Raw genomic sequence first — 25,625 nt, 5'->3', positions numbered from 1 at the left:
ACCCCTCGAAGTCAACATAATACTCTGCAATAGACCGCGAAATAGTCTCTATGAACCGCTCACTACGTTCAGCCGGCCGGTTCCGCCGCCGATCCGACAGCGAGCCGCTGCGCCAGCACCGCGAGCAGTTCCGGCGGCGCGTTCAGAAAGCTGTAGTGCGTGCCGGGCAGGATCTCCTTCTCGGTCTCCGCCCATTCCGGCCAGCCGCCCATCAGGGTGTGCGGCACCTCCACGTCCTCGCTCCAGCCCAGCGCGGTGATCGGGCAGGGCACCGAACCTGCTGGGCGCCAATACTTCTTGTTCGCCTCCAGGTCGGCCTCCATCACATCGATGAACAGATCGACCAGCTCACCGGCGGATTCGGGCGCGCCCATCGCGGTGAGCAGCCCGGCGATCTCGTCGCGCAGCCCCTGCTCGTCCAGGCCGAGGAAACGGCCCCACGGACCGTCTTGCGGCGCGACCTGACTGGACACGAAGTACCGATCCGGCGCGGGCAGACCGCGTTCCGCGATCTGGATCACCAGCTCGAACGCGGGCAGCGCGCCACCGCAGTGCCCGAACAGCGCGTACGGACGAGCCGTGATCAGCTCGCCGACGTCGTCCAGGAGGGCCGCGGCCACCTCTTGATAGGTGTCGAAATATGGTTCCTTGATCCGGTTTTCGCGTCCCGGCAGTTGCAGCGGAACCACCTCGGCCGCGCCGATGGTCGTGGGCCAGGCCCGATACATCGATGCGCCGCAACCCGAATACGGCATGCACAGCAGCAACATTCGGGACTCGGGCGAGGGTTCGCGCAGGAACCAGCGACGCTGTTGCCGTTCCATCACGCCTTCTCCCCGATCACCACACCGTTGGCGCCGGGCGAGTCGAACCGGACCGTACGCACCCGCACACAGCCCGCATCGCGCAGCCACGCACCGTATTCGGCCGCGGTGTAGTTGCGTCCCAGGCAGCCGACCAGCATGTTCATGCTCATCAGCGCCGCGTCCGCCGGGCCGGACTTGTCGTCGTCCACCAGCAGTTCGCTGATCACCACGAGGCCGCCGGAGGGCAGCGCGTCCAGGCAGGCGGCGAGGATCTTGCGGTTCCGCTCCTCGTCCCAGTCGTGCATGATCATCGACAGCAGCACGGCGTCATGCCCGGTCGGCAGCCGATCGGTGAAGAAGTTGGCGGCCGTGGTGCCGAGCCGATCGGACAGGCCGGCCGTGTCGATCCGCTGCTGCGCGATGGCGCACACGTGCGGGAGATCCAGCACGGTGCCGCTGAGATGCGGGTGCTGCCTGCACAATTCGATCAGGGTGGCGCCGGATCCGCCGCCGACGTCCATGATTCGGCGCACGCCGGACAGATCCATCGCCTTGGCCAGCTCGCGGGCCGTGAGCGTGGAGTAGGCCCAGAGCGCGCCCCAGAAGTAGCTCGGGGTGTTGCCCTCTTCGAAGATGGTCCGGTTCGGGTCGACCACCGGCCGGCTGGGCGCGTCCGTGCGCACCGCCTCGGCGGCCCGATTCCAGCCCGGCGCAGTGTGTTTGGCGACCATCTGCACGTAGTCGCCGAAGTAGTCGCGCCGGCCGGGCACCAGGTACTGCTCGGCCACGGGCGTGTTGCGGTAGCGGCCGTCCTGTTGCTCCAACAGGCCGAGCGCGGCGCAGGCGGTCAGCAGGATCTCCGCCGGGCGCTCGTTGATGCCGAGCCGGGCAGCCAGTTCCAGCGCTGTCGCCGGGCTCGGGGCCAGGGCTTCGAACAGCCCGATCTCGATCGCGGCGGTCAGCGTGTGCGTACGCCACATTCCGGTGGCCAAGTCGATGAGCAGGGTGGGCGGTGCGGACGCTTCGCCGGTTCGTTCCGCAGCCGGGACGGCGGTGGCCAGTCCCTCACTGATCGTCCCCGTGTCCGCGGTCATGCCAGCCTCCCTCGTGGGTCCGGGAATCGTTGTGCTCGTGCGCATCCCGTTGGTGTTCGAACGCAGCTCGACCCGGCCCAGCGGGGGCAGACCGCCGATATCCGGGGCGGTGCCGAGGAGCGTGGCCAGGCCGCTGACCGTGCCGGCGACCTGGAGATCCGCCAGCTCGATCCGGCGGCCGAATTCCTGCTCGATGCGGCCTTGCAGCTCGGCCAATTGCAATGAGTCGCCGCCGAGTTCGACGAAGTGGTCGTCCGCGCCGACGCGGTTCAGCCGCAACACGTAGGAAAACAGCCGGGCCAGAACGGTTTCCGTGCCGGGTGCCGGAGCGCGCCAAGTGCTCGCCGGCCGCCAGCGGGCCCAGTCGGCGGGCGGCAGCTGCCGTCGATCGATCTTATTGGAGGTGTTCTGCGGCAACGCGTTCATCTGCACATAGGCGACCGGAACCATCCAATCCGGCAGGCGCTCCAGCGCGTAGTTGCGCAATTCCAAAGGCGCGACATCGCGTTCGGCGACGAAGCAGGCGACGAGGCGAACCTGGTCGCCGTCCACCGCGGTGACCACCGCGACCCGGCGCACGGCCGAGTGGCGGCCGAGCGCCCACTCGACGTCGCCGAGTTCGACTCGATTGCCGCGGATCTTGACGATGTCGTCGATCCGGCCGTGGTGTTCGAGGATGCCGTCCGGCCGGAGCCGGCCCGCGTCGCCGGAGCGGTAGATCCGGCTGCCTGCGGCGCCGAAGGGATTGGGGCGGAAACGATCCGCGGTCTGCGCCGGGTCCCCGAGATAACCCAGACTCAGGCAGTCCGAGTCGATCCACACCTCGCCGATGCTGTCCCCGACGGGGGTCAGCCCGTCGTCCTCCAGCAGATGCACGGTGACGCCCTCGATCGGGCGGCCGACAGTCGGCGGCAATTCGCGGTCCGCGGCGGTGGCTGTTGCGGCGGTGTGCCGTTGCTCCCACGGATAGCAGGAGTGGGCGACCTGGAACGCCTCCAGGCAGCCGTAGGAGACCGCCACCTCGAACGGCAGATCCGCCGGCCCCCAACGATGTAACCGTTCGCCGCCGCAGGTCAGCAGCCGCAGCGCGCAGTCGCGCGGCCACGGCAGGCTCTGCAACACCTCACCGACCGGCGCGACCACGAAGCACTGCGTGATCCGCTCGGCGAGCAGCCAGTCTTGCAACGCCCGCGGGTTGGCGTACACGTCGTGCTCGCCGATCACGATGTGCGCGCCCCGCCAGAGCAATCCGCTGACCTCGTGCAACGCGATGCCGGCACCGGCCGCGCCGAGCCACGAGCCGCGGTCGGCACCGGTGGTCGCGTTGATCGCGGCGCTCCGATCGGCGCTCAGGGCGATCCAAGAGTGCTGGGCCAGCACGATTTTCGCCACACCCGAGGAGCCCGAGGTGAACATGGCATACGCGAGTTCCGCCCGACGCGGTGCCCTGGGCAGGTCGAAGACGTCGTCCGGCGCGGGAACCTCGGCGTCGAGGAGCACTGCGGGCAATCCATCCGACCCGGCAGGTATGGGATGACCGTTGGCCGCGCCGATCACGACGACCGGGCGGGCGGCGTCGATCGCGCGGCTGAACCGTTCGGCCGGCGCGGCCGGATCGAGCGGCATGCAGACCGCACCGGCCTTCAGGCAGCCGAGCATGCCGACCACCCACTCGATCGAGCGGCCCAGGTACATGGCGACGATGTCACCGCGCACCACGCCCAATTCGACCAGCCGCCGGGCGAGTTCGTCCGACTGCTGGTTCAGCTCCGCGTAGGTCAGTTCCCGATCGCCGTGCCGGACGGCCGGCGCCGATGGCGTGGTGCGGGCGAAGTCTTCGATCCGGGAGACCAGGGTCGAATCCGTGCCCGTCTCCTGGACAGCCGGTCGACGATTCAGTGATGAGGTCATGCCCTATGACTCCTCTGCGGGGAAGTCGGTGTGAGATGTCGATTTTTCTCAACACACCACGCATCACCGTACAGTCTCTTTGCCGGGAAGTCACGTGAGTGTTGACTGGTGCAGCAAGGCAAGAACTCCTGCTCAATGGCTGCATAACGGATAAGGTGTCTGTATGAGAGACTACGAAAACTCTATGCCTCTCGCGGCAATTCAAGAACACTTCTGGTTCCCGGACGGTTCGGCCGCCGAGCAGGCCCCGCTGACCGAGTGCGTCGGACTCGCCGTGCCGGACACGCTGGACCCGAATGCCCTGCGCAGCGCGGTCCGGGCGATGCTGACCCGGCACGAGATCCTGCGCAGCGCAGTGCGAGCAGAGGGTGGGCAGCCGAAACAGGTTGTGCTACCGGTGCCGGAGCCACTGCCGATCACCGAGATCACGCTGCCCGTCGGCTCCGGCGTGGATCTCGTTCAGCTCCGCGATCAGGAACTGACTCGATTCGCCGGTACCGGAATCGATCCCGCGGCCGGGGGCGCCATCGCGTTCCTGCTGTTGCGCGGCGGCGGGCCGAATGGCGGAGATGTCCTTGTGGTGGCGCTGCATCACCTGTTCCTGGACGCCACCGCGGTTCGGCTACTGCTCGGCGAGCTCAGCGCGGACTACGACGCCGCGCTGGCCGGAGACCCGTCTCCGGTGCCGGCACCGGAACTGCAATACAGCGACTTCGTCCGGTGGGAACGCGACACCCTGTTCCCCGCCCTCGAAGCTGCCGACACCGCTTGGTGGCAGGAGACTCTGCGCGATGCGCCGACCAGTCTGGACCTGCGGCCGGACCGGCCGCGCCGCCGCATCAAACGCGGCGTAGGCCGACGCACGCCCTTCGTCCTGCCCGGAGTCGCCGGCCTCGCGCTTCGCAGCACCGCACGCACGCTGCGCTGCTCGCCGTACGCGCTGTGCCTGGCCGGCTGGGCGGCGACGATCGCCCGCTCCACCGGTCACCCGGACCTCATTCTCGGCGCGCTCGCCGCCAATCGCGCTGTCCCGCAGCTGAAAACGCTGGTCGGGCAGATGTCGAACACCGTCCCGCTGCGCCTCGACCTCGGCGGTGATCTCACGCTGGCCGACGCGACGACGCGCTGTTCGGACACCGTGGCGGCCGCGATCGAGCACGCTCGGTTGCCGTTCAACCGGATCGTGCGCGCCATCGGCGCGCCCCGCCCGACCGACCGGACCACGCTGATCCAGCACCTGTTCCTGCCGCCGGTGGACGCGGTCGGCGAGTTGCTGCTCGGCGGGCACCCGGTGCAGGTGCTCGACGTCGAACGCGAACGCGGACGGTTCGACACGGTCGTCGAAATCGAGTTCGCCGGTGACGAAGTCAGGCTATGGCTGGAGTACGACGGCGATCTCTACACGCCGGACGGCATCGACGCGTTGGTGCGGGACTACGCGACCGTGCTGCGTCAATGGCTCGAGCGGCCCGAATTGCGCATGTCCGAGCTGGTTTTGACCGAACCGGTTCCGGCACCGCTTGCGCCGATCAGCACTGAGCAGGTCCGGGTTGAACTGTCCGACGGGACGCCGATCATGTTGTCGGTGGATCGTTCCCGCGGTGCGGACTGGTGGCCGGTGCTGACCGGAACCGAGGGCCTGCAACTGGATTCGGCGCGGTCGGTGCATCAGCCGTCGGCGCTGCTGCTCGATGGATCCCCCACCGGGCTTACCGCTCGGCGCGACGCGCAGGGCAGGTTGGAAATCGTTGCCGGACTGCCCGACACCGCTTCCGCCGAGCCCGCCGTGGTCGAAACCCTAACTGCGCCAACCTCGGACTGTCTGCTGGAACTCGTGACCGAACTCTGGATACAGGCCCTCGAACAACCCGGCCTTCAACCGGACGACGACTTCTTCGCCTGCGGCGGACATTCGATGCTGGCCACCCGCCTGACCGCCGAGATGCAGGAGACTCTCGGCGTGCCGGTCCGGGTGCGGACGCTGTTCGAGAATCCCACGCCCGCCGAACTGACCACCCACCTGCGCACCGCGAATCCGGAGCTGGACAAGATGCTTCAGCTCGTCTCCGAGTTGGGCGAGCTGCCGGACAGTCTGATCCCTGACCTGCCGAACGATTCGGAGCATTCTGCGCCTGTACCGAGCTGGCCCGACACCCTCGTCGACGTGCCGCTGCTCTCCGGCCAGCGTCAACTCTGGCTGGCCGAACAGGCCGACCCGGGTTCCCTCACCCACACCATCCCCTTGGTCCTGGACCTGTCCGGACCATTGCAACCGGACGCGTTCGCCCAGGCAGTGAACGATGTCGTCGCGCACCAGCCCGGCCTGCGCGGCACGTTCGTGGAGGTGGAAGGCCTTCCGGTGCAACGGATCCACCCGCACACCGGCATCGACGTCCCCGTCCTGGACCTGGCAAAGCTGGACGAGACCGAACGCGAGGCCGAGCTGAAGCGCCTCGAACAGGACATCGCGTTCACCGGTTTCGACATCACCGCCTATCCCCTGCTGCGCGCCCGGATCATCCGGCTCGACGCACATCGTCACCAGGCACAGCTGCTGTTCCACCATCTGGTTATGGACGAGGTGTCGATGACCCTGCTGATGCGCGAACTGAGCACCGCATACCAGGCCAGAGCTGCCGGTCACCCGCCGACACTGCCCCGGCACGAGGTCGACTTCGGCACCCTTGCCCAAGAAGAGCAGCAGATGTTGAACGGCCCCGAAGGCGAACGGCTGCGCCGATTCTGGGTCCGCGAACTGGCCGGCGCACCGGAGCTGCGGATACCCACCGATCGCCCGCGCGGCGACAAGGCCAGGTTCCGGGGCGAGTTCCTGGAGCGGCCGACCTCGGTCGACGGCGCTGCCGCCGTACGCGAACTGGCAGCAGCCGGGAAGACGACCCCGTTCGCCGTCTTCTGCGCCGCGGTGGCGGTTCAGTTGCAGATACTCAGCGGCCAACACGACATCTTGATCGGCATCCCGACGGCCAACCGCACCCAACGCGGCGCGGAACAGCTGATCGGCTGCTTCCTCAACGTGGTCCCGCTGCGCCTTGATCTGTCCGGCAACCCTCGCTTCGATGAGCTGGTCCAGCGCGTCCGCGCGGCCGTATTGCGTGCTTACGAACACCAGCAGGCCCCGTTCGCCGACATCGTGCAGCTCCTCCAGCGCCCTCGGGTGACCGGAAAGCATCCGGTCTACCAGGTCACCTGCGAGCTACAGCTGGAGTCCTGGATCCCGGCCCAGTTCGCCGCCGGTGTCGACTGCGACTACCGATTCCTCACGCACGGCACCGCCCGATACGACATGGCCTTCCACGGTCTCCTGCGCCCGTCCGGCTTGTCCGCGATGCTCGAATTGAACACCGATCTGTGGGATCACGCGTCCGGTCACCAGCAGATAGACCAGGTCCTGCGGATCCTCGCCGCCGCGGCAGCGGGCCCACACACGCCCATCGCGGACTTGGTCCTCGAATGAGGTATTCGCCCACAATGTATACACTTTCGAGAACACTGCACTGTTGCCTCTGCCTGTGGCATTCTGGTTCAATAACACTCAACACTCGGCGCCCATAGACTGCGATCTCGCGGTGCCTCCCCCGATGCCCGGGTCATAGGTGCGGCTCACCGAGGTTCGGAGGAAACGTGACTGCGACAGAGCAACCCGCCAAACAAGCCGTCGTCGATCGGCTCACGACGACATTCAACTGGCTCGATCCCGAGTACACCCCGGAGCTGGCCGAGATCGTCAACCGCACGATCCGCGAACGCACCCCGGTCGCCTATTCGTCCGCGCACGGCGGCATGTGGATCCTGTCCGGCTATGCGGACGTCAAGGCCGCCCTGCGCGACCACGAGACGTTCAGTTCCGCTGCGGGCGTGCATTTTCCGCGCGCCGCAGGGATGCCGCCGTTCTCCCCCATCGATTTCGACCTGCCGGTGCAGGCCAAGATCCGCAATCTGATGGCGCCGCCGTTGAAGAAGCAGGCGATCCACGACCTGGAAGCCTCGGTGTGCGCGCTCGCGGCCGAGCTGATCGCACCGATCGTCGAACGCGGCCATGGCGACTTCGTCGCCGAACTGGTGCAGCCCTACGCCATCGGCGCGCTGGGGCTGGCCATCGGGTTGTCCGTCGAGGTGCAGCACGAGATCCGCGCCATGACCAGCACGATGTGGCGCTACCTCGGCGAAGAGACCGACGCGACCAGCTTCTGGATGCACTACCAGCCCATCCTCGCCGGCGAGATCAAGCGGGCCAGGGAGAACCCCGGCGACTACTACCTGTCCTGGCTGGTGAACGCGACCCTCGACGGCGAACCGGTCTCCGACGACCTGCTCTACTCCATCATCGTGTCGTATTGCGTTGCCGGACATGCCAACACGATGAACACCGTGAACCGCATCCTCTGGTGGCTGGCCGGCGACCCAGAGCTCCAGCAGCGCCTGAAGCGCGAGCCCGAACTCATGCCGACCATCGGCGACGAGGTCCTGCGCCGCTGGTGCCCCACCGACCGATTCACCCGCGTCACCACCCGCGAGGTAGTCGTCAGCGGCGTCACCATCCCCGCCGGCGCCCGCGTCGTCCTCCTCTTCGACGCCGCCAACCGCGACCCCGAAGAGTTCCCGGACCCCGAAACCTTCTCGCTGAACCGCGGCAACTCCCACCACCACTTGACCTACGGCCACGGCATCCACCGTTGCCTCGGCGAACACTTCGCCCGCATGGAGTTCAAGGCAGTGCTGTCGGAAATAGCCCGCCACCCCACCTTCCACCTAACCGAAGCACCCCCCATCCACTTCGACAACGGCCGCCACATCCTCTTCGACAGCCTCAAAGTCCGCTTCGATACGCCGAACGGCCAACCGGCGTAACGCTTTTCTCTGCGGAGAGTTGACGTACTCTCGCCAATTGCGCGTCGGATCCATGCCGGTGTTGCCCTTAGTCGGGCGACACCGGCATTCTCGCTGAGATGACCAACACGGCGATCCCGGTACCGTCGAGTCCGGTCAGGGCAGAATCCAACTCAGTTCCGGTCGGCTGCCGACGCGCGGCGGCGACCCACGGAGCAGCGAGCCGTGGGATTACGTGTGGACGCTCGAATACTGGTGGCCGCGGGAACGACCCTGGTGCTGTCTCAGCGGCGGTAGAAGTCGCCGAAGGTCCATTCGACGTTGAGGCCGCGGCCGGTGCCGGCGGGGCCGCGGGTGAGGGTGGGGAGGACGTCGGTGAGGAGGAGGTGGCGGAGGACTCGTTCGCGGAGGTGGTCGTCGGCTACCTCGGGGAAGTATTCGCGTTGGTTGGAGGGGACGAGGACGGCGTCGATGAATTCGGGTTCGGACATTTCGAATGATCGAACCTGCATGGCGCCCAGGAAATGTGGGGTGAGGGCGGCTTCTACGGCGAAGCGGTCGTTCGCGGTGGGGAGGATGCGGCGATCGGAGCGGCCGAAGGCCTGGATTCGTTCCTCTTCGGAGAGGCGGGCGGCGACCGCAGCTGCGGTGCGCACTGCGGCGGGTAGTCCGTCGACGCAGAAGGAGTCTGCTTCGGCGATCAGCTGCATCCAGTGTTGCCGGGCGAGGCGGTTGGGGTCGTGGAAGAGCACCGAGGATTCGGCGGCCGGTCCGAGATCCGGTGTGCTCCAGACCAATCGGCCGCCCGGTGCCAGCACCTCTGCCAGGTTGGCGGCTACGTGGGTGAACGCCCGGGCAGGGATCAGGTGGAACACCATGTTGGCCATGACGATATCCATCGCCCGACCCTCGGTGACGTCCCGCAACTCGCGAAACGTCTTGTCCCGCGCCTGCATCGAGTGGAAGCGAGTCCACGGGCTGCCCTTGAGCAGTTCGTAGCCCTTGGCGAACCAGCCGGAAGGTATATCCACCAAGTGGATCTCGAACCCGGCACCCACCCGAGCCAGCCGTTCTTCGAGCTCGATATCGCGGCAGGCTTTGATCAGCTCGATGGCGGCCAGCCCGGTGCCCGCGCCGTAGTCCATCACCCGGATGACCTCACCCGGTGTGGCAGTGCGGGTTCGGCGATCTATCTCCAGCAGAACGTCCTTGACGACCACCCCCGTGGCCGCCGCACACCACCCGCGCGGCTGGTGAATATCACCACCATCGAACAGCAGTCGATGCAGCCCCTCGCCATCGGTGAGATCGACCGAGTCGTCCGGCCGCCAGGTGTCGTGCCGCTCCGGCGAGGCGGCGGCCGCGAACGACGGATCCCCCTCGGGGCGTACGGCCAAGCGATTCAAGCTGATTGCCACGAACGGCCTCCGAGCCGGATACCTCTGCTCCAGGTACGCGATCGACTCCAGCCCCGCTTCGCGGCAGCACCGCGTGTAGGCGGCGTGGTCGACCAGCAACTGGTGCGAGTATCCGTGGTAGGCATCGAACGCGATGCTGTGCAGGGACCCGATATGCCGCCGCACGACCTGTGGCGGCACGGAATGCGCCTCCAGCACCACCATCCCGTGTTTGCGAATGTTGTTGCGCCACCGCCGAAGATGGACGGTCAGATCGTCCTCGATCGCACGGTCGGACAGCGCGTGTCCGGCCGAATCGACGGACGCACCACTCGACGGTCCACTCGGCACGGTAGATCCCGTACCCCGGAACTCCCGATTGTGATCGATGAAGCTCCGGATATGCAGCCCGTCCTCGACAGCGACACCGACCTCCTCCAGCTGGATCCGCACCCCGTCCGGATCGCTGATGTCCCCGGCCAGCAGCAGCGCCGGAACCCCGGCCTCACGCAACGTCTCCCGAGCGCAGTCCAACGCCGCCTCGTTGACATCGATGCCGACCATCAGCAGCGGATCGGTGTCCAAGCAACGCCCGCGCAGCGTCGATTCCCGGATGAGGTGATACAGCCGCGCAAGCCACGTACCGTCACCACAACCCATGTCGGCAATGAACGCAGGTTGACTGGATACCGGTGTCCGATCGAAGATCTCGACGAAGATCCGGTCGGCATCCGCGTAGTAGCGGCGATGCGCATGCCCACTCGCCACCACGTTCAACTCCCGATTGACGTGCCACTCGGGCACTCCGAACTCGGTCGTCACCACCAGTTCGCCCCGATACAACTCCGGTAGTCGAGCGAACATCGGCAGATACGATCCCACCATCCCGAAATGCGTGGCGAACGCACACAACTCACGTCCGACGCCGGTCCAGCTCGCATCGGCATCGACATACCCGGACGTCTGCAAGAGCCGCAAGGCCGCGCGCCCGAATCGGTTGGCCGGCAACACCGGCCCCTCGTCCGCCAACGCCCCCGACGCCTGCAGATGCAGCACCGTCGGGACGATCATCGCCCCTTCGAAATGAACCGGAGAATGCGCCGCCTCGAGCACGAACTCGCGCCGCCAGATCTCCAATGACCCGATCAGCGCCTCGTACTCCGCGACGAGCTCACCGCGCCACGGCACGGCCCAGGACGCCGGCGCGGGATCGTCGAACGACGCCAGAAACCGCCCCACCCGTAGGTAAGCCTCAGGCGCATCGGCAACCGCTCGCCCGGCTCTCGTCCAATTCAGAAACACCGACATCGGGTCCAGATCGGCAGCTTCGCGCAACCACCCCTGCGCGACCAGCGACCGCAACGCCACTCGAAGATATCCGAACCCACTCGGCGTCAAATCCGGCAGCAGCTTCTGCAGCGACCGCTCACCGCCGGAATCCGTTGTCAGTAAACCCAATTGGCCGAGCGCGCGCAACGTGACCGAGAGGACAACGCCATCGTCGTACAGAAAGCATTTGCGCCGCATGGCACTGCGGAAATCGATGGTCTGCGATTCTTGCACAGTCATGGTGTCGTCGCCTCGAGTTCATGGTTCGAGCAGATGGAATGGCAGACCCGCCGGGCAGGATCGGTCAGGCACGAACGCGGTCCGAATCCCCTGCCGTCATGCTGGTTTCGGCCAGCAGCCGAAGCCGGCGCCGGTCCAATTTGCCGCTCGGCACCTGCGGCAGCGCGTCCACGACGTGCAGCACGGCGGGCACCATGTGCTGGGGCAACGTGGCACGCAGGCTTTCCCGGATCGCCGAGGTATCGATCCCGGTGTCGGCGACGACAAACGCCACCAGAATCAGATCGATGCCCTCGCTACCGGCCGGCGTCACGCCGCACGCATTGACCTCCGGGTAATTGCTGAGCGCGGATTCGACCTCGCCGAGCTCCACCCGGAATCCCCGGATTTTCACCTGGCTGTCCGCGCGCCCCAAATGATCGATGGTCCCGTCCTCCCGGCGGCGGGCCAAATCCCCGGTCCGGTACATCCGTTCGCCGACACCGTCGGGCGCGGGCAGAAACCGCGCCGCGGTCAGCCCGGGCTGCCGCCAATAGCCGAACGACAATTGCGCACCGGCGATGTAGAGCTCGCCGATCTCGCCGGGTGCCAATTCGTGGCCGGCATCGTCCAGCACATATGCCCGATTTCCCGGAATCGGAATACCGATCGGCGGCAGCGGCGGCCATTCGTCCGGATCGTCGGCGAGCGGATGATTGATGACGGTGTGCGCCTCGGATGGACCGTACTGCTGGAACAACCGGCACTCCGGCAGCTTCTTCAGCAGCGCCCGAAGCGCGTTCGTGCACTGCAACTGCTCCCCCGCCGGAATGATCTCGCGCAGCCGCACCGCGTCCAGGTCGACCTCGTCGGCCACCATCACCAGCGACTGCAACCCGACGTAGGGCATGAATATTCGATTGATCTCCGCCCGGATGATCAGGTCCCAGGTCAGTACCGGATTGCGCCGCGTGGTGTCGTCGATGCAGACCAACGTCCCGCCGGAGATCAGGGTCGCGAATATCTCCTGCATCGCGACATCGAACGAGATCGCCCCGTATTGCAGCGTCCGGCTCCCCGGGCCGGACACCGACGCGCTCGCCTGCCAGCGCACCAGATTGGCCAGCCCGGAATGCGGCATGAGCATGCCCTTGGGCCGCCCGGTCGACCCGGACGTATAGAGCAGGCAACACCCGTTCGCCGGATCGGGCTCGACGAGCGGGTCGGTGGGCAGATCATTCCCACCCTCGAAAACCTTTGGTATGACGAATGCTTCACGTCCATCCGAGACGAACGGCGCGACGGTGTGCGCATGCCCGACGACCACGGCCGCACCACTGTCGTCCACCATCATCCGCAATCTGGCCTGCGGATACGTGACATCGAGCGGCAGCACCGCCGCACCCGCCCGCAGAATCCCGACCAGCCCGACCAGCAGGCTCGCGGACCGCTCCGCCGCCAGCGCGACGACCTGACCGGCACCGACTCCCCGGGCCCGCAGCCCATGCGCGATCCGCGCCGATTCCCGCCACAACTCCGAATACGACAGACTCTGCGCATCGTCCACGACCGCCGGGTTGTCCGGATAGTCCGCCACGGCGGCGCCGATCCCGCCAACCACTGTGCCCGAGAGGATTTCGCTGTGCATCACCGGAGGAACCCCCGCTCGGCGTCGAGACCTTTCAACTGCTGTTCGATCTCCGTCACCACCGCGCCGAGCCCCGGATTGCGCATGACGCTGTAGTGGTCACCGTCGATCTCCCGAACCACGAGCTCCGGCGCGAACTCCCGCCATATCGCCGCCATCCCCGGCGGCGACTGCGTCGCGGGCAACAAGTGCACCGGCCCGGCGTACTGCCCCGGCGGCCGGTACACCGCCACGTTGAGCATGTGCGAGCGGTACACGGAGAACTGGCGCATCATCTCCTCCAGATCCAGCACCTCGGGTGCGGCAGAACCCCACCGTTCCAGCAGATCCGCGAACACGCGCCGCGGCGACAATCGATCGAGTCCGGACAACGACGGCAGCTCGACGCCGAAATCCGCACTGACACTGTGCAAATAGCCCTCGGCGAGGCGCGCCTCCGCATCGGGCGCGGCAGCATCGACCTCGAACAACGCGGAATCGATCAGCGTCAGCGGCACTTCGCGCCCACCCCGCTGCGCGTGGATGCGCGCCATCTCGAACGCCACCACACCGCCGAGCGACCAGCCGACCAACGCGAACGGCCCACTCAGCACGTCTTCGGGCAACTGATCGAGATACCGCTCCGCCAACGCGGTCACCGAGGGCCCCGGATCACGCCCCTCGAACGCGTACACCGTGCGATTGCTCAGCGCGGTAGCCAAAGCGACATAGGGGAATACACCTCCGCTGGCCGGATGCACGGCGACCACCGGCACCGGCTCGAACCCGGCCTGGATCTCGACCAGATTGCCCAGCGCCCCGGCCTCGCCGGACATGCTGATCACCCGCGCCGCCAGATCGGCCACCGTCCGATGCCGGAACAGCACGCTGACCGGCAGGTCGATTCGGGTCGCCTGCCGCAGCCTGCTCATCAGCTGGATCGCCAGCAGCGAATGCCCGCCGAGCAGGAAGAAGTTGTCGTGGATGCCGACATGGTCGAGCTCCAGCACCGAGCGCCAGATGTCGACGAGCAGCCGCTCGGTGTCATTGCGCGGCGCGACGCGTTCGACTTCGCTGTCGTCCCAGGGGATCTCGCGCAGTGCTACCGAATCGACGGTGCCCCTTGCGGTCAGCGGCAGCGCGTCGAGGAAGACATACGACTTGGGCACCAACGGACCGGGCACCAGACGTTGCGCGTGTGCCCGTACGTCATCGCGCAGCTCTGCCCGATCCGGCTGCGTCCCTGGCGAAGTCGCGAGATACGCGACGAACCGCGATGCACCGGCGGAGTCGGCGACCGAGAGGACCCGCGCGTCGCTCACCGACCGATGCGCGGTCAGTGGCGATTCCACCTCGCCCAGCGACACCCGGACCTGCCGCAGAAGTACCTGCGCCGCTTCCGGTCCCAGCAGTTCCAACTGCCCGTCCTCGCGGAATCGTCCGAGGTCACCGGTCGCTACTTCACTGTCCGCGGAATCGCTCACCCACACTCGGCCGGGGGCGCCGATCGGAAGCAGATGCCCATCGGCATCCCGGATCCGCACCGCGAGGCCCGGGGCGACCGTGCCGGCGATGTCCCGGCAGAGCGGCCGATCATCGAGGCAACGGCGCGACGCGATGTCACCGATCCCGGGAACCCGGTACCCAGTCCAGAACTCGGTATCCGGCAGCAGGTGCAGACAACGCGCCTCCAGCTCGACACCGAGCGGCTCGTGCGTACTGAGCGCCCTGCGGATGCGCGGCGAAAGCTCCTTCCGCTCAACGGCATCCATCACCTGACTCAGCAGACCCGGTGCGATGCACAAGGTATCGACGTCTTCCGTCGCGAGCGCGTCCAGCACGGCGTCCAGCAGTCCGGCGCGCACGTCGACCAACGCCAGCTGCGCACCAGCCTCCAGCGCCCAGACAGCTTCGTCGAACTCGATCGCGGCAGGCGCGGCCGCGAACAACACGACACCACGCGGCGGCAGCGGGAACCGCGCCCGCCGACGATCCACCGCCCGACGCGCGGCCGCATCGATCCCGTTGCGCCACTGCGGAATCAGGTCGTCGACCAACCAGCGATATGCTCCGGTCGCCGCGTCGTTCGACGCGGAGATCGGCTGGCCATCCGCGAACACGATGTGCGGCCCCACCCGAACCACCGGCTCACCCGGATTCGGCACAGCGACAGGCACACTCGCCGCTACCGCTCCGCCGACCCGATCGAACTCCGCCAGATCCGCCGAATCGAACAGGTCGAGCGCGGACAGCGGCACCTCCGGCCGCGCGATCGCCGCCGCGATCATGCGTTCGAGCAGCGTGGCCATCCGCGCCACCGCCGCCGCGTTGAGCAGCTCCCGGTTGTACAGCCAGCTGCCGCCCATCTCCTCCTCGGCGACGAACACATTGAATTCCAGGTCGAACCGGACGATCCCGGTGTCGAACGGCACCAGATCGGCGTCCAGATTCGGCAGCCGCACCCGGTCGTTGGACGCGGTCTGGAAGTTGAACAACACCTGGAAGATCGGCGTCACGGTCGGATTGCGGTCCGGCTGGAGCTCGATCACCAGCTTCTCGAACGGCATGTCCTGATGCGCGAACATGTCCAGCGTGCGGTCGTGCCCGCGCCGGATGGCCTCGGCGAGGCTGGGCTGTCCGGTCATGTCCATGCGCATGACCAGCGTGTTGACGAAGAATCCGATCATGCCCTGCAACGCGCTGTGCGTCTGGCCGGCCGTGGCAACGCCGACCACGATGTCGTCCTGGGCGCAGAACCGCTGCAACAGCGCGTTGAAGCAGGCCAGCACCACCACCGACGGCGTGGTCTTCGCCTTGGCAGCGAAAGTCAGTAGGTCCTCGCGTAATTGGCGGGCATACGTGAATTCGTGGACTCCGCCGTTGGCACGCTGGTGCGCGGGGCGCGGCGCGTCGTGCGGCAGTTGCAGCAGGCCGGGTGCGCCGTCGAGGCACCCCCGCCAATAATCGTTCAGCTCGGTCAGTCGCGGTCCCGACAGCCGCGTCCGCTGCCACACCGCGTAATCGATGTACTGGTGTTGGAGTTTCGCCAGTGGCACGGGAGCGCCGCCGCGCATCTGCGCGTAGAGCCCGTCGAGCTCGCGGAACAACGTCACGATCGACCAGCCGTCGCAGACGATGTGATGCACGGTCAGCGCGATCAGATGCTCATCCGGCGCGACCCGGACCAGGAGAACGCGCAGCATCGGCCCGGTCGCCAGGTCGAACGGACGCCGGATCGAGGTCCGCACCAATTGGTCTGCGGCAGCAGCCGGATCGGGTTCGGCACTGACATCGTGAACATCGATCGCCGGTCGAAAGCTCGGGCCGACTCGCTGGACCGGAACGCCGTCCCGGCTGACGAACACGGTCCGCAGCACCTCGTGCCGGTCGATCACCACTTCCAGCGCACGCGCGAACGCCACCGGGTCGGGCGGCGTGCTCGTCCGCAGCACCACGGGAACGTTGTAGGCGCAGCTACCGGGAACCAGGCTGTCCAGAATCCACAACCGCCGCTGCGCGAAGGACACCGGACCCGTGCGCCCGGCCGATTTTCGCTCGGCACCGGCCAGCATTTCCGCGAGCAGCCGGCGTTTGTCCGCGACATCCATGTTCGCGATCGGACTGTGCATGCTGTCCCCGTCTCCTATCGTCGCGGTCTCCGTCGACAAGACGGTGCTGAACGCGCAGGCCGGAATCAGTCGCCCGGCTCGGGACGAGTCCACAGGGTCGAAACCTGCCGACTCTCTAGTCTTCAATGACTACTCGACATACTCATCGAAGATACGACATTTATGTCACACCAGGTCATGTGCGTCAAGGCCGGTGCGCACCCGGTGAAGTGTTGCCTGTTCGCAGTGTTGTATTCGGTCTGTGACTGACTACTTCCGCCGACTGGGCATGGCGTTGCCGGGCGCCCCGAACCCGCTGGACGCCCGGCGCAGCCACTCGGCGGCTCAGCGCAGATTCTGTAGCCGGACCTGTCCACGGGCGACCAGACTGCCGACCGCGTCCACCGTCTCCACCACCCAAACCTGGTGCGTCGCACCGCGATGCACCGGCAGCGCGGTCGAGGTCAGCCTGCCGTTGGCCGCGGTGGCGGGCAGGAAGAAGTCGGTGGCGTTGCTGACGCCCACCACCATGCCGCGATCGCCGAGCCAGCAGTCGGCGGCCACGCTCGCCACCGACTCCACCACCGCACAGTGCACACCGCCGTGCAGGATGCCGTGCGGCTGTAGCAGGTCGCCGCGCACCGACCAGCCCGCGATCACCCGATCCGGGCTGACCTGCTCGAATTGCAGGCCCAAGTGCTCGACGTAGGGTCCGAGACTCTGCTCGACTTTGCTTGTTGTTCCGGTCATTTGCTCATCCCGCCGCTCGATCGACCCGTACCGTCAGCCGACTCAGTCCACCCGCGCGCGCGACATGCGCCGCTTCCCGCTCGAGTTCTGTACGCGGCAGGTCCGCGCCGCCGGGGAACGGGGTCACGACCACCTCGTGGCCGACCACCTCCCACACGCCGCCGATCCGGCCGTCCACCACGACAATCGGCGATATCCACCCGGACGTGCGGCTCACCGCGGCGCGATGCACCTGCGGGAGAATCACGTCGTCCTTGGTGCCGGGGCCGAGAATGTACTGGTCGAAGCCACCGAGCAGGCGAATACCCGAGCATTCGGCGGTGTCGGCGAGTTCGGCCGCGTGTTCGGTCAGAATCAGCGCCTTGCGGCCCTCGACGTCGACCTCGGTCAGCGCATCGCCCAGGTCCGCGAACCACTTTCGCAGCCTCGGCTTGCTTGTACTGTTCAGCGACAACCAACGGTCGAATACCTCAGGCGTGCTGGGACCGTACGCACCCAGATACGCCCTGATCACGGTGTCCGCCGCCGCGTCCAGCTCCGGCGCTTTCGCCCAGTCCGGGTACTGACTGGCCGGCAGCGTGAAGGTCACCTTGTTGCCCTGATTCGGACCGTGGCAGAGCACACCGCGCCACGCGAGCGGCTTCAATACCTGCCCCCACCCCGATCGAAGCCTGGACTCCATCCCGGCGAATCGCTTGTCCGACACCAGTTCCCGGACCAACTGATCGCGGGTGAGTACGGTGCCGTCGAGCAGGTCGGCCACCTTGTCGGTCAGGTCGTCGATGTGGTGCGGCGTGACGCCGGAAGCTCGCTGCCAAGCGGGTTTTCGCCAGGAACCGTTGGCCTCCATCAGCGTCAGATACGCGCTCGCCGTGCTCGGCGGCAGCAGATGGAGGGTCCCCCGCATCGCCCAGGTCTTCATCAACGCGAGCGCGGCGACGTCCCGGTTGACGCTGTCCCGATCGGGCGCCGACTGCCGCAACGCGACGGCCAACTCGGCGGCGCTCCACACCTGAACCTGCACACCGCACAATCTGCCGACGATCTCGCGAGCCGTTCCGATGCCGCGCGGATCGAGGTATTGCCGTCGCATCCGCCACGCGGAAACCTGCGCCCAACTGACCTTCACGCAGCCTCCTCTACTGAATAGCACCTCACACTACACCCGGCCTGTAGCCTCTGGGTGCCCCTGTCCGGCCGCATATTTCGCGCATGACCGGCGCATCTCGCCCGGTCGGTACGCTAGCTCACGTCTCGTATGTCGAGTACAGTGTCGCTGGAGACATCACCGAGACTGTGCCAGTGTTTGGGGGAAGTCCGACAGAAACAACAAACTATTCACCGTATCTCGGGATGACTCGTCGGCTCGCCGCACTGACGATGCGGCGCTCGAGACTCGTGACGGTGCACTGCCCCGATTGTCGAGCGCACCCCTTCGGTCCACGAACCCTGCACGGACGACGGCCGCACGTGGCGCTTGCCGAGGCGATAGGAGAGGAACGGGGAGATGATCGAGCAACGAGACGAAACTGCCGCCGACAACGCCCTACAGCAGCGACTGGCCGCGCTCAGCCCCGCGCAGCGGGCTCTCGTGGAACGCATCATGGCCGAGCGCGGCGCGGAATCGAGCGGGACCATCCGCCGACGGCCGGCCACCCTCACCCACATACCCGCGTCGTTCGAGCAAGAGCGCCTCTGGTTCATGAACGAACTGTTCACCCAGCGCCAGATTTTCAACGTGCCCACCGCATTACGGTTGCGCGGCCCCCTCGATGTCGAGGCGCTGCGCCGGTCCATCGCCCGCGTGGTCGAGCGGCACGAGGCCCTGCGCACAGTACTGGTGCTGAAGGATGACAACCCCCGCCAAGTCGTGCTCGACCACATGGACGTGCCGCTCGTCGTGCACCAGTTCCGGGAGCTGCCCGACCCGGCGCAGGCCGCGCGCGAGCACGCCTCGGAGTCGGTGGGCGAGCCGTTCGACCTGCTCACCGGACCGCTGCTGCGCTGCGACGTGTACGAGATCGGCGCCGACGATCATCTCTTCCTCCTCGTCCAGCACCACATCGTCTCCGACACTTGGTCTTTGGGCATCTTGCTTACTGAACTCGGCGCGTACTACTCCGGCGAATTCGGCAGGCCGGTCACCCTCGCGCCGCTCGAAGTGCAGTATCCGGACTTCGCCTATTGGCAACGGGAGATCCTGGACAAGCAGTCGCTCGAGCGCCAGCTCGACTTCTGGCGGACCCAGCTCGCGGGCTACTCCGGCCTGCTCGAGTTGCCGACCGACCGTCCGCGGCAAGCGATTCGGACCTCGCAGGGCAAGTTCTGCCCGATCGAGTTCCCGGTGCGGCTGACCGCGACCGCGCGCCGGCTGGCGAAGGAGAACTCCGCCACCCTCAACGTAGTCTTTCTCGCCGTCTACTTCGCCCTGCTCTCCCGGCTGACCCGGCAGCAGGATCTCGTGGTCGGCGTGCCCATCGCCGGCCGCTCACAGCCCGCGCTGCAACAGCTGCTCGGCTACTTCCTGAACTGGTTGCCGGTCCGCATCCGGCTCGACGACCGGCCGTCCCTGCGGCAGCTCATCCAACGCACCCGGGACGTGTTCGCGGGCGCGCTGATCAACCAGGATCTGCCCTTCGACATGCTGGTCCGCGAGCTGTCCCCGGCCAGGGTGCCCGGCGTGACACCGGTGTTCCAGACCTCGTTCAGCCTGCGCGACGCCGCCCCGCGGCCGCCGGACCTGCTCGGCCTGGACGTCGGCTTCGCCGAATTGGACGGCGGCGTAACGCATTACGACCTGATGGTCGAGCTGTGGTGCGAGGACGACCGGGTCATCGGCTACTTCCCGTACGACGACGCGCTCTTCGACGACTCCACCATCGAGACCTACGGCCGCTGGATGACCCGGCTGCTGGAGGAGGGAACGGCCGACCCCGATCGCCCGTTGTGCACGGTGCCGCTGCTGACTGAGGCCGAGAATGACGAGCTGATCGGCGACCGCAGAACCGAACTCGGCGCGGTCGACACCGCACTGCACGAACGTTTCCGTTATCAGGCGGTGCATCGTCCGGACGCGATCGCGGTGTGCGATGAGAACACCCGGCTGTCCTATGCCGAACTGGACCTGCGGTCCGATCGGCTGGCGAATGTGCTTGTCCGCCAAGGGGTCAGGCCGGGATCGATCGTCGGCTTGATGGTCGATCGAACCGTCGACCTGCCGACGGCCGTGCTCGCCGTGCTGAAATGCGGTGCGGCGTATCTGCCCATCGATCCGGACAGCCCGTCCAGCCGGACCGCGATCCAATTCACCGACTGCGCGGTGACCGCGGTGCTAGCCGCGCCCGGGTTCACCGACCGGCTCCCCGCCACCTCAGCTCCGATCATCGAGTTGGACTGGCAGGCAACCGAACTCGCGAATGCCTCGACAGATGTGGTGAGCGCTGTCGTGCCCCCGTCCGCGCCCGCCTACATCATCTACACCTCCGGCTCGACCGGCACCCCGAAGGGCGTGGTGGTCTCGCACGCCAACGTGCTGCGCCTGTTCACCGCGGCGGAGCACGTGTTCGACCTCGGCGAACACGACGTCTGGACGTTGTTCCACTCCTACGCCTTCGACTACTCGGTCTGGGAACTGTGGGGTGCGCTGCTGCACGGCGGCCGCGTCGTCGTGGTTCCGCAGTGGCTGACCAGGGTTCCGGACGCGCTGCTGGAGTTGCTCGCGCGAGAGGAAGTGACGGTATTCAGTCAAACCCCTTCCGCCTTCACTCAACTCGCGCAAGTCGCCGTCGCCAAGCCGGTCGAGCTCTCCCTGCGCTACGTCGTATTCGGCGGCGAGGCACTGAATTTCGCCACCCTGCACGAATGGTTCCGCACCTTCGGCGACCGCAGGCCGGAGCTGGTGAACATGTACGGCATCACCGAAACCACTGTGCACGTGACCTTCCGACGACTGTCGAGCGCGGACACCGACCAGTCCGGGTCGTTGATCGGCCGGCCACTACCGGACCTGACGCTGTATCTCCTCGATGACGAACTCGAGCCGGTGCCGCCCGGGATTCCGGGCGAGATCTTCGTCGGCGGCGCCGGCGTCGCACTCGGCTACCAGCGCGCACCGGCGATGACCGCCGCGCGCATGCTGCCCGACCCGTACAGCTCGCAACCCGGCGCCCGGATGTACCGCAGCGGCGACACCGCCATCCGCCGCCGCGACGGCGAACTCGCCTACCTCGGCCGCGCGGATCACCAGTTCAAGATCCGCGGCCACCGGGTGGAACTCGGCGAAACCCATTCCGCGCTACTGCAATTGCCGGAGGTCGCGCAGTGCGCGGTGTTCGTCGCCGACGACCGGGTGGGCAGCACAGCACTGATGGCCTGCGTCGTCCCCGCCGAGGCTCAGGCGCCGACCCCGACCCAGCTGCGGCGCGCGCTGTTGCGCACCTTGCCCGACTGGATGGTGCCCACCACCATCCTGGTCCAGGACGAACTGCCGCTGACCAGCAACGGCAAGATCGATCAGCGCACCCTCGCGGCACTGCAACGCACCGAGGCGAGGTCGCGCGGGTCGATGGCCCCGCCGGAGGGCGAGACCGCCATGGCACTGGCCGCCATCTGGGAAGACATGCTCGGCATCAACGGTGTCGGCGCCGAGGACAACTTCTTCGAGCTCGGCGGGCATTCGCTCATGGTCGTGCAGCTCGTGTCCCGAATTCGCACCGGCTTCGGCCTCGAGGTGCCGATGGAGACGCTGTTCCTCAACTCGAACCTGCAGTCGATGGCCGACATGCTCGGCGAACTCGACCAGGACGCGCCGGGCGGGCTGGAGGTCGACGACGACAACTGGATCGCGAGCTTGCCGGAGGCCGAACTCGACGCGATGTTGGCGGCGCTGTCCGACAATTCCGGGCCGCCGCCCGAGGCCGGGAACGGAGAGGTGAACACCACGATTGCGTAGCTGGTTCGGCATCGGCGGGATTGTCCATCGGTAAATCACTGATCGGGACTTCTGTATCGACGGAGCCTCGAATGACACTAGGGAAGGCACATGCGGTCACACATTATCGCTCGTATAGACCTGGACGCCAAGCGTTTAGCGTCCGATCTGGACTACCTGGCCGGCGTGCCACGGGTCGAGGAGAAATACGACGAGTTCTCCTCCGGGTATTGGAAGAACATCTCGCTGGCCAACAGCAGCGGACTCACCGATGACACCGAATACCGGGACATCGAGGGCGCCGCGATCACCACCGATCACGGGCGTAAGACCACCTATCTGACCGACCTGGTGGAAACGGTCTTCGACCGTAACCGGGTCAAGATGGTGCGCGCCCGCAATCTCATCGACGCCATGGTGCTGCCGCATCGCGATTTCGTCGAGCTGGAACGCGACAACGACAACTACTTCCGGACGTTCATGGTGCTGGAGGACAACCCGGAGGCTTTCCACTCCGACAGCGACAATGTTTTCCGGATGCGACCCGGTGAATTGTGGTATCTCGACGCGGCGGCGGTGCATTCGGCGGTGAATTTCTCGACCGTGTCCCGCCAATCGATCTGCGTCGATTTCGTCCTGGACGCGGACCGGGACGAGGCGGCGATCTTCCGCGATCGCGGCACCTACAACCGCGACACCCCACCGGAGATCCGGCAGCGCCGGACCTTCACCGGCGCCGACGAGCAGCGACTGCTCGGGTTGACCCCGGTGGTCGATCGCCGCAACTTCAAGGACATCCTGTTCCTGCTCGCCAAGGTCCACTTCGACTACGAGGTGCCGGCCGAGAAAACCTACGAGTGGCTGCTGCGGATCTGCGAGGGCACCGGCGACAAGTACTTGGCGGCCAAGGCCGCCGAGATCAGCGAGTACATGGTCGACGCCAGGGCGCTCGGCGAACGATTCTCCATCAACGACTGGGCGTTGACCGGGTAGCGCCCCGGTTCGAGGCCGCGAAGTCCTGCCGGTGGTGGCGTGCCGCTCGGACACCCACCACCGCACGAGGCCGCGGCGCTGCTACTTGATCGGCAACTCCTGGACGGCCCACTCGTTACCGTCCGGGTCGGCGAAGTACACGAACTTGCCCCAGCTCAGTTCCTCGACCGGGTTCACGTCCACACCCGCGTCCAGCAACTTCTTGTAGGCGTCGTCGGCGCTGGCAACCACGATGTGGACGCCGCGGACACTGCCGGGTTCGCCCTGCGGCATGCCTTTACCGAGGCAGATGGAGCAGGCCGAGCCGGGTGGGGTGAGCTGCACGAACCGTAGATCACCCTGGGCATTGTCCTGATCGAGGTTGAAACCGATCTTCACGTAGAAGTCCTTGGCACGATCCACGTCGGTCACCGGGATCGCGATGAGCTCGATTTTCCAGTCCATCAGGCAAGCATCCCATCGGGTACCGACAAAGTCATAGTTTCCATCCAGCAACATCGGCGTTTCGCGGCGCGTCGCACGCGGGCGGCGGTCCGCTACCCCGTGGCCGATATCCGCTGGCGGTCAACGACTTCGGTAGCAATACAGTGACATCTCGACTACCCGTCGCGTAAAATCCGGCCCATGCAATATGTCGTCCTCCTCAGAGGCATCAATGTCGGCGGCAAGAATAAGGTCAGCATGGCCGATCTCAAAGCGGCCCTGGAAGAGGGCGGCTTCACCGACGTAAAAACTTACATCAATTCCGGCAACGTATTGGTGAAGAGTTCGCAGGCGACGGCCAAAGTGAACGACGCGGTGGAGAAAATCATCAAGGACACGTTCGGCTTCAAGGTGGACGCCGTCACCCTCACGAAAACCGCGTACAAGAAGATCACCGACGCTTTGCCGGACAATTGGGTGCACGGCAAGTCGATGGGCTGCAACGTGATGTTCCTGTGGGCCGACATCGACTCCCCCGACATCGTCGAGAAGCTGCCCGCCAAGGACGGCATCGACACCGTGAAATACGTTCCCGGCGCGATCCTCTGGGCCTTCGACGGCAAAGACGTCAACAAAACCGGCATCTCCAAACTGGCCGGCCCCGGCCCCTCCCAGCGCATGACCATCCGCAACTGCAACACCGTCCGGAAGATCGCCGGCATGCTCGATTGAGCAAGGACTCCTCCCCCGTCAGGGGAGGATCGAGTCGATGTATCCGCCGTCGACGCGGACGGCGCCGCCGGTGGTCGCGGAGGCGAACTCCGAGCTCAGGTAGACGACCATGTTGCCGATTTCGGTGGGCTCGATCAGGCGTTGGATCAGTGAGTACGGGCGATGCTCCCGCATGAACTCGCGTTGCGCGTCGTCCCACGGTAATTCGTCGCCGACCAGCTCACGCACGAAGTCCTCCACGCCGGGCGTGTGAGTCGGGCCGGCCATCACCGAATTGACGGTAACCCCGGTTCCCGCAGCGGCTTTCGCGTATCCGCGAGTCACCGCGAGCAGCGCGGTCTTGGTGGTGCCGTAGTGCACCATTTCCAGCGGCGTGACCACCGCGGAATCACTGGCGATGTTCATCACCCGGCCGAATCCGCGGGACATCATGCCCGGCAGGTAGATCCGGATCAGCCGGACCGCCGACAGCACATTGACCTCGAAAAAGCGCCGCCATTCGTCATCGTCGATCTCGAGCACCGGCTTGGCGCCGAAGATGCCGAGATTGTTCACCAGGATGTCCGCCTCACCGACCGCTTCGTGCAGGATCTCGGCGCCCGCGGCGGAGGCGAGGTCCGCGGCGACCGGGGTGACGACGGCGGCGGGCACCTCGTCGACAATCGTCGCACACGCGGCCTCGGTCTTCGCCTGATCCCGCCCGTTCACGGTCACGGAGGCCCCCGACCTGGCCAGTTCGGTGGCGATGGCCAGGCCGATTCCCTGGCTCGAACCCGAAACTATTGCGCGTCGTCCCGATAGATCGATGTGCATGCTTCGATGGTGCCGCACTTCGCCGAGCAGGTCGTCCCGACGCGCGGGGCGTTCGCTGGGCAACCGAGGGCGGTTTCGTTCACGCCGAGGGTAACCATCGCCTCGTCCGATCCGACCTCTTAACGTCGAACGAGTGGGTGCTACA

At 66.5% G+C, this 25,625-nt stretch carries 14 protein-coding genes; 5 read left to right on the top strand and 9 right to left on the bottom strand.

Annotated features, from left to right (window positions below):
* Nucleotides 1–68: 68 nt before the first annotated feature.
* Together F3087_RS28525 and F3087_RS28520 are read right to left on the bottom strand one after the other, a co-directional pair.
* Nucleotides 69–824, bottom strand: coding sequence for a thioesterase II family protein (locus tag F3087_RS28525; RefSeq protein ID WP_150405336.1), 756 nt, complete (start codon nucleotides 822–824; stop codon nucleotides 69–71).
* Nucleotides 824–3,811, bottom strand: coding sequence for an AMP-binding protein (locus F3087_RS28520; RefSeq protein ID WP_150405138.1), 2,988 nt, complete (start codon nucleotides 3,809–3,811; stop codon nucleotides 824–826). Before F3087_RS28520 ends, F3087_RS28525 begins: the two co-directional genes overlap by 1 nt.
* Before the next feature lie 184 nt (nucleotides 3,812–3,995).
* On the opposite strand from F3087_RS28520, the gene F3087_RS28515 reads away from it, so the two are divergent.
* Together F3087_RS28515 and F3087_RS28510 are read left to right on the top strand one after the other, a co-directional pair.
* Nucleotides 3,996–7,286: a condensation domain-containing protein gene (locus tag F3087_RS28515; protein WP_191094177.1), complete on the top strand. Its 3,291-nt coding sequence runs from the start codon at nucleotides 3,996–3,998 to the stop codon at nucleotides 7,284–7,286.
* 167 nt (nucleotides 7,287–7,453) lie between these two features.
* The gene (locus tag F3087_RS28510) at nucleotides 7,454–8,680 is read left to right on the top strand and encodes a cytochrome P450 (RefSeq protein WP_150405136.1); all 1,227 of its coding nucleotides are present in this window, start codon (nucleotides 7,454–7,456) and stop codon (nucleotides 8,678–8,680) included.
* A 263-nt stretch (nucleotides 8,681–8,943) separates the two neighbouring features.
* On the opposite strand, the gene F3087_RS28505 is transcribed toward F3087_RS28510, so the two are convergent.
* From F3087_RS28505 to F3087_RS28485, 5 genes are all read right to left on the bottom strand, one after another.
* Complete coding sequence (locus tag F3087_RS28505; protein WP_150405135.1) at nucleotides 8,944–11,625, bottom strand: class I SAM-dependent methyltransferase; 2,682 nt, start codon at nucleotides 11,623–11,625, stop codon at nucleotides 8,944–8,946.
* A 64-nt stretch (nucleotides 11,626–11,689) separates the two neighbouring features.
* Nucleotides 11,690–13,252, bottom strand: a complete 1,563-nt coding sequence (locus F3087_RS28500) for an amino acid adenylation domain-containing protein (protein ID WP_223885434.1) — start codon at nucleotides 13,250–13,252, stop codon at nucleotides 11,690–11,692.
* Nucleotides 13,252–16,860, bottom strand: coding sequence for a condensation domain-containing protein (locus F3087_RS28495; RefSeq protein WP_150405133.1), 3,609 nt, complete (start codon nucleotides 16,858–16,860; stop codon nucleotides 13,252–13,254). The genes F3087_RS28500 and F3087_RS28495 overlap by 1 nt, the downstream gene beginning before the upstream one ends.
* 324 nt (nucleotides 16,861–17,184) lie before the next feature.
* A complete protein-coding gene (locus F3087_RS28490; protein WP_150405132.1) occupies nucleotides 17,185–17,589 on the bottom strand; it encodes a PaaI family thioesterase in 405 nt (134 codons plus the stop codon).
* Nucleotides 17,590–17,593: 4 nt separating this feature from the next.
* Nucleotides 17,594–18,718, bottom strand: a complete 1,125-nt coding sequence (locus tag F3087_RS28485; RefSeq protein ID WP_223885411.1) for a winged helix DNA-binding domain-containing protein — start codon at nucleotides 18,716–18,718, stop codon at nucleotides 17,594–17,596.
* A 378-nt stretch (nucleotides 18,719–19,096) separates the two neighbouring features.
* Here F3087_RS28485 and F3087_RS28480 point away from each other — a divergent pair, with 378 nt between their 5' ends.
* Together F3087_RS28480 and F3087_RS28475 are read left to right on the top strand one after the other, a co-directional pair.
* Nucleotides 19,097–22,540 carry a non-ribosomal peptide synthetase gene (locus F3087_RS28480; RefSeq protein ID WP_150405131.1) on the top strand — a complete coding sequence of 1,148 codons (3,444 nt, stop codon included), beginning with the start codon at nucleotides 19,097–19,099 and terminating at the stop codon, nucleotides 22,538–22,540.
* 90 nt (nucleotides 22,541–22,630) lie between these two features.
* Entirely contained in the window at nucleotides 22,631–23,512 is an 882-nt protein-coding gene (locus F3087_RS28475; protein ID WP_150405130.1) for an aspartyl/asparaginyl beta-hydroxylase domain-containing protein, read from the top strand.
* An 81-nt stretch (nucleotides 23,513–23,593) separates the two neighbouring features.
* Here F3087_RS28475 and F3087_RS28470 read toward each other — a convergent pair whose 3' ends face one another.
* Complete coding sequence (locus F3087_RS28470; protein ID WP_150405129.1) at nucleotides 23,594–23,956, bottom strand: VOC family protein; 363 nt, start codon at nucleotides 23,954–23,956, stop codon at nucleotides 23,594–23,596.
* A 180-nt stretch (nucleotides 23,957–24,136) separates the two neighbouring features.
* Between F3087_RS28470 and F3087_RS28465 the strand changes: the two genes are divergently transcribed.
* Complete coding sequence (locus F3087_RS28465) at nucleotides 24,137–24,667, top strand: DUF1697 domain-containing protein (RefSeq protein ID WP_150405128.1); 531 nt, start codon at nucleotides 24,137–24,139, stop codon at nucleotides 24,665–24,667.
* A gap of 18 nt (nucleotides 24,668–24,685) precedes the next feature.
* Here F3087_RS28465 and F3087_RS28460 read toward each other — a convergent pair whose 3' ends face one another.
* Nucleotides 24,686–25,480 carry an SDR family NAD(P)-dependent oxidoreductase gene (locus F3087_RS28460; RefSeq protein ID WP_150405127.1) on the bottom strand — a complete coding sequence of 265 codons (795 nt, stop codon included), beginning with the start codon at nucleotides 25,478–25,480 and terminating at the stop codon, nucleotides 24,686–24,688.
* Nucleotides 25,481–25,625: the final 145 nt, after the last annotated feature.

The organism is Nocardia colli, from assembly GCF_008704205.1.
In the GTDB taxonomy this organism is placed as follows: domain Bacteria; phylum Actinomycetota; class Actinomycetes; order Mycobacteriales; family Mycobacteriaceae; genus Nocardia; species Nocardia colli.
Note: the sequence above shows the minus strand (reverse complement) of the source record. Positions and strands in the feature narration are given on the sequence as shown.

Bases quoted from the DNA above. Each gene is read 5' to 3' on its own strand.
- F3087_RS28525 (WP_150405336.1), bottom strand. From the start codon at position 824: ATGGAACGGCAACAGCGTCGCTGGTTCCTGCGCGAACCCTCGCCCGAG.
- F3087_RS28520 (WP_150405138.1), bottom strand. From the start codon at position 3,811: ATGACCTCATCACTGAATCGTCGACCGGCTGTCCAGGAGACGGGCACG.
- F3087_RS28515 (WP_191094177.1), top strand. From the start codon at position 3,996: ATGCCTCTCGCGGCAATTCAAGAACACTTCTGGTTCCCGGACGGTTCG.
- F3087_RS28505 (WP_150405135.1), bottom strand. From the start codon at position 11,625: ATGACTGTGCAAGAATCGCAGACCATCGATTTCCGCAGTGCCATGCGG.
- F3087_RS28500 (WP_223885434.1), bottom strand. From the start codon at position 13,252: ATGCACAGCGAAATCCTCTCGGGCACAGTGGTTGGCGGGATCGGCGCC.
- F3087_RS28495 (WP_150405133.1), bottom strand. From the start codon at position 16,860: ATGCACAGTCCGATCGCGAACATGGATGTCGCGGACAAACGCCGGCTG.
- F3087_RS28490 (WP_150405132.1), bottom strand. From the start codon at position 17,589: ATGACCGGAACAACAAGCAAAGTCGAGCAGAGTCTCGGACCCTACGTC.
- F3087_RS28480 (WP_150405131.1), top strand. From the start codon at position 19,097: ATGATCGAGCAACGAGACGAAACTGCCGCCGACAACGCCCTACAGCAG.
- F3087_RS28475 (WP_150405130.1), top strand. From the start codon at position 22,631: ATGCGGTCACACATTATCGCTCGTATAGACCTGGACGCCAAGCGTTTA.
- F3087_RS28470 (WP_150405129.1), bottom strand. From the start codon at position 23,956: ATGGACTGGAAAATCGAGCTCATCGCGATCCCGGTGACCGACGTGGAT.
- F3087_RS28465 (WP_150405128.1), top strand. From the start codon at position 24,137: ATGCAATATGTCGTCCTCCTCAGAGGCATCAATGTCGGCGGCAAGAAT.
- F3087_RS28460 (WP_150405127.1), bottom strand. From the start codon at position 25,480: ATGCACATCGATCTATCGGGACGACGCGCAATAGTTTCGGGTTCGAGC.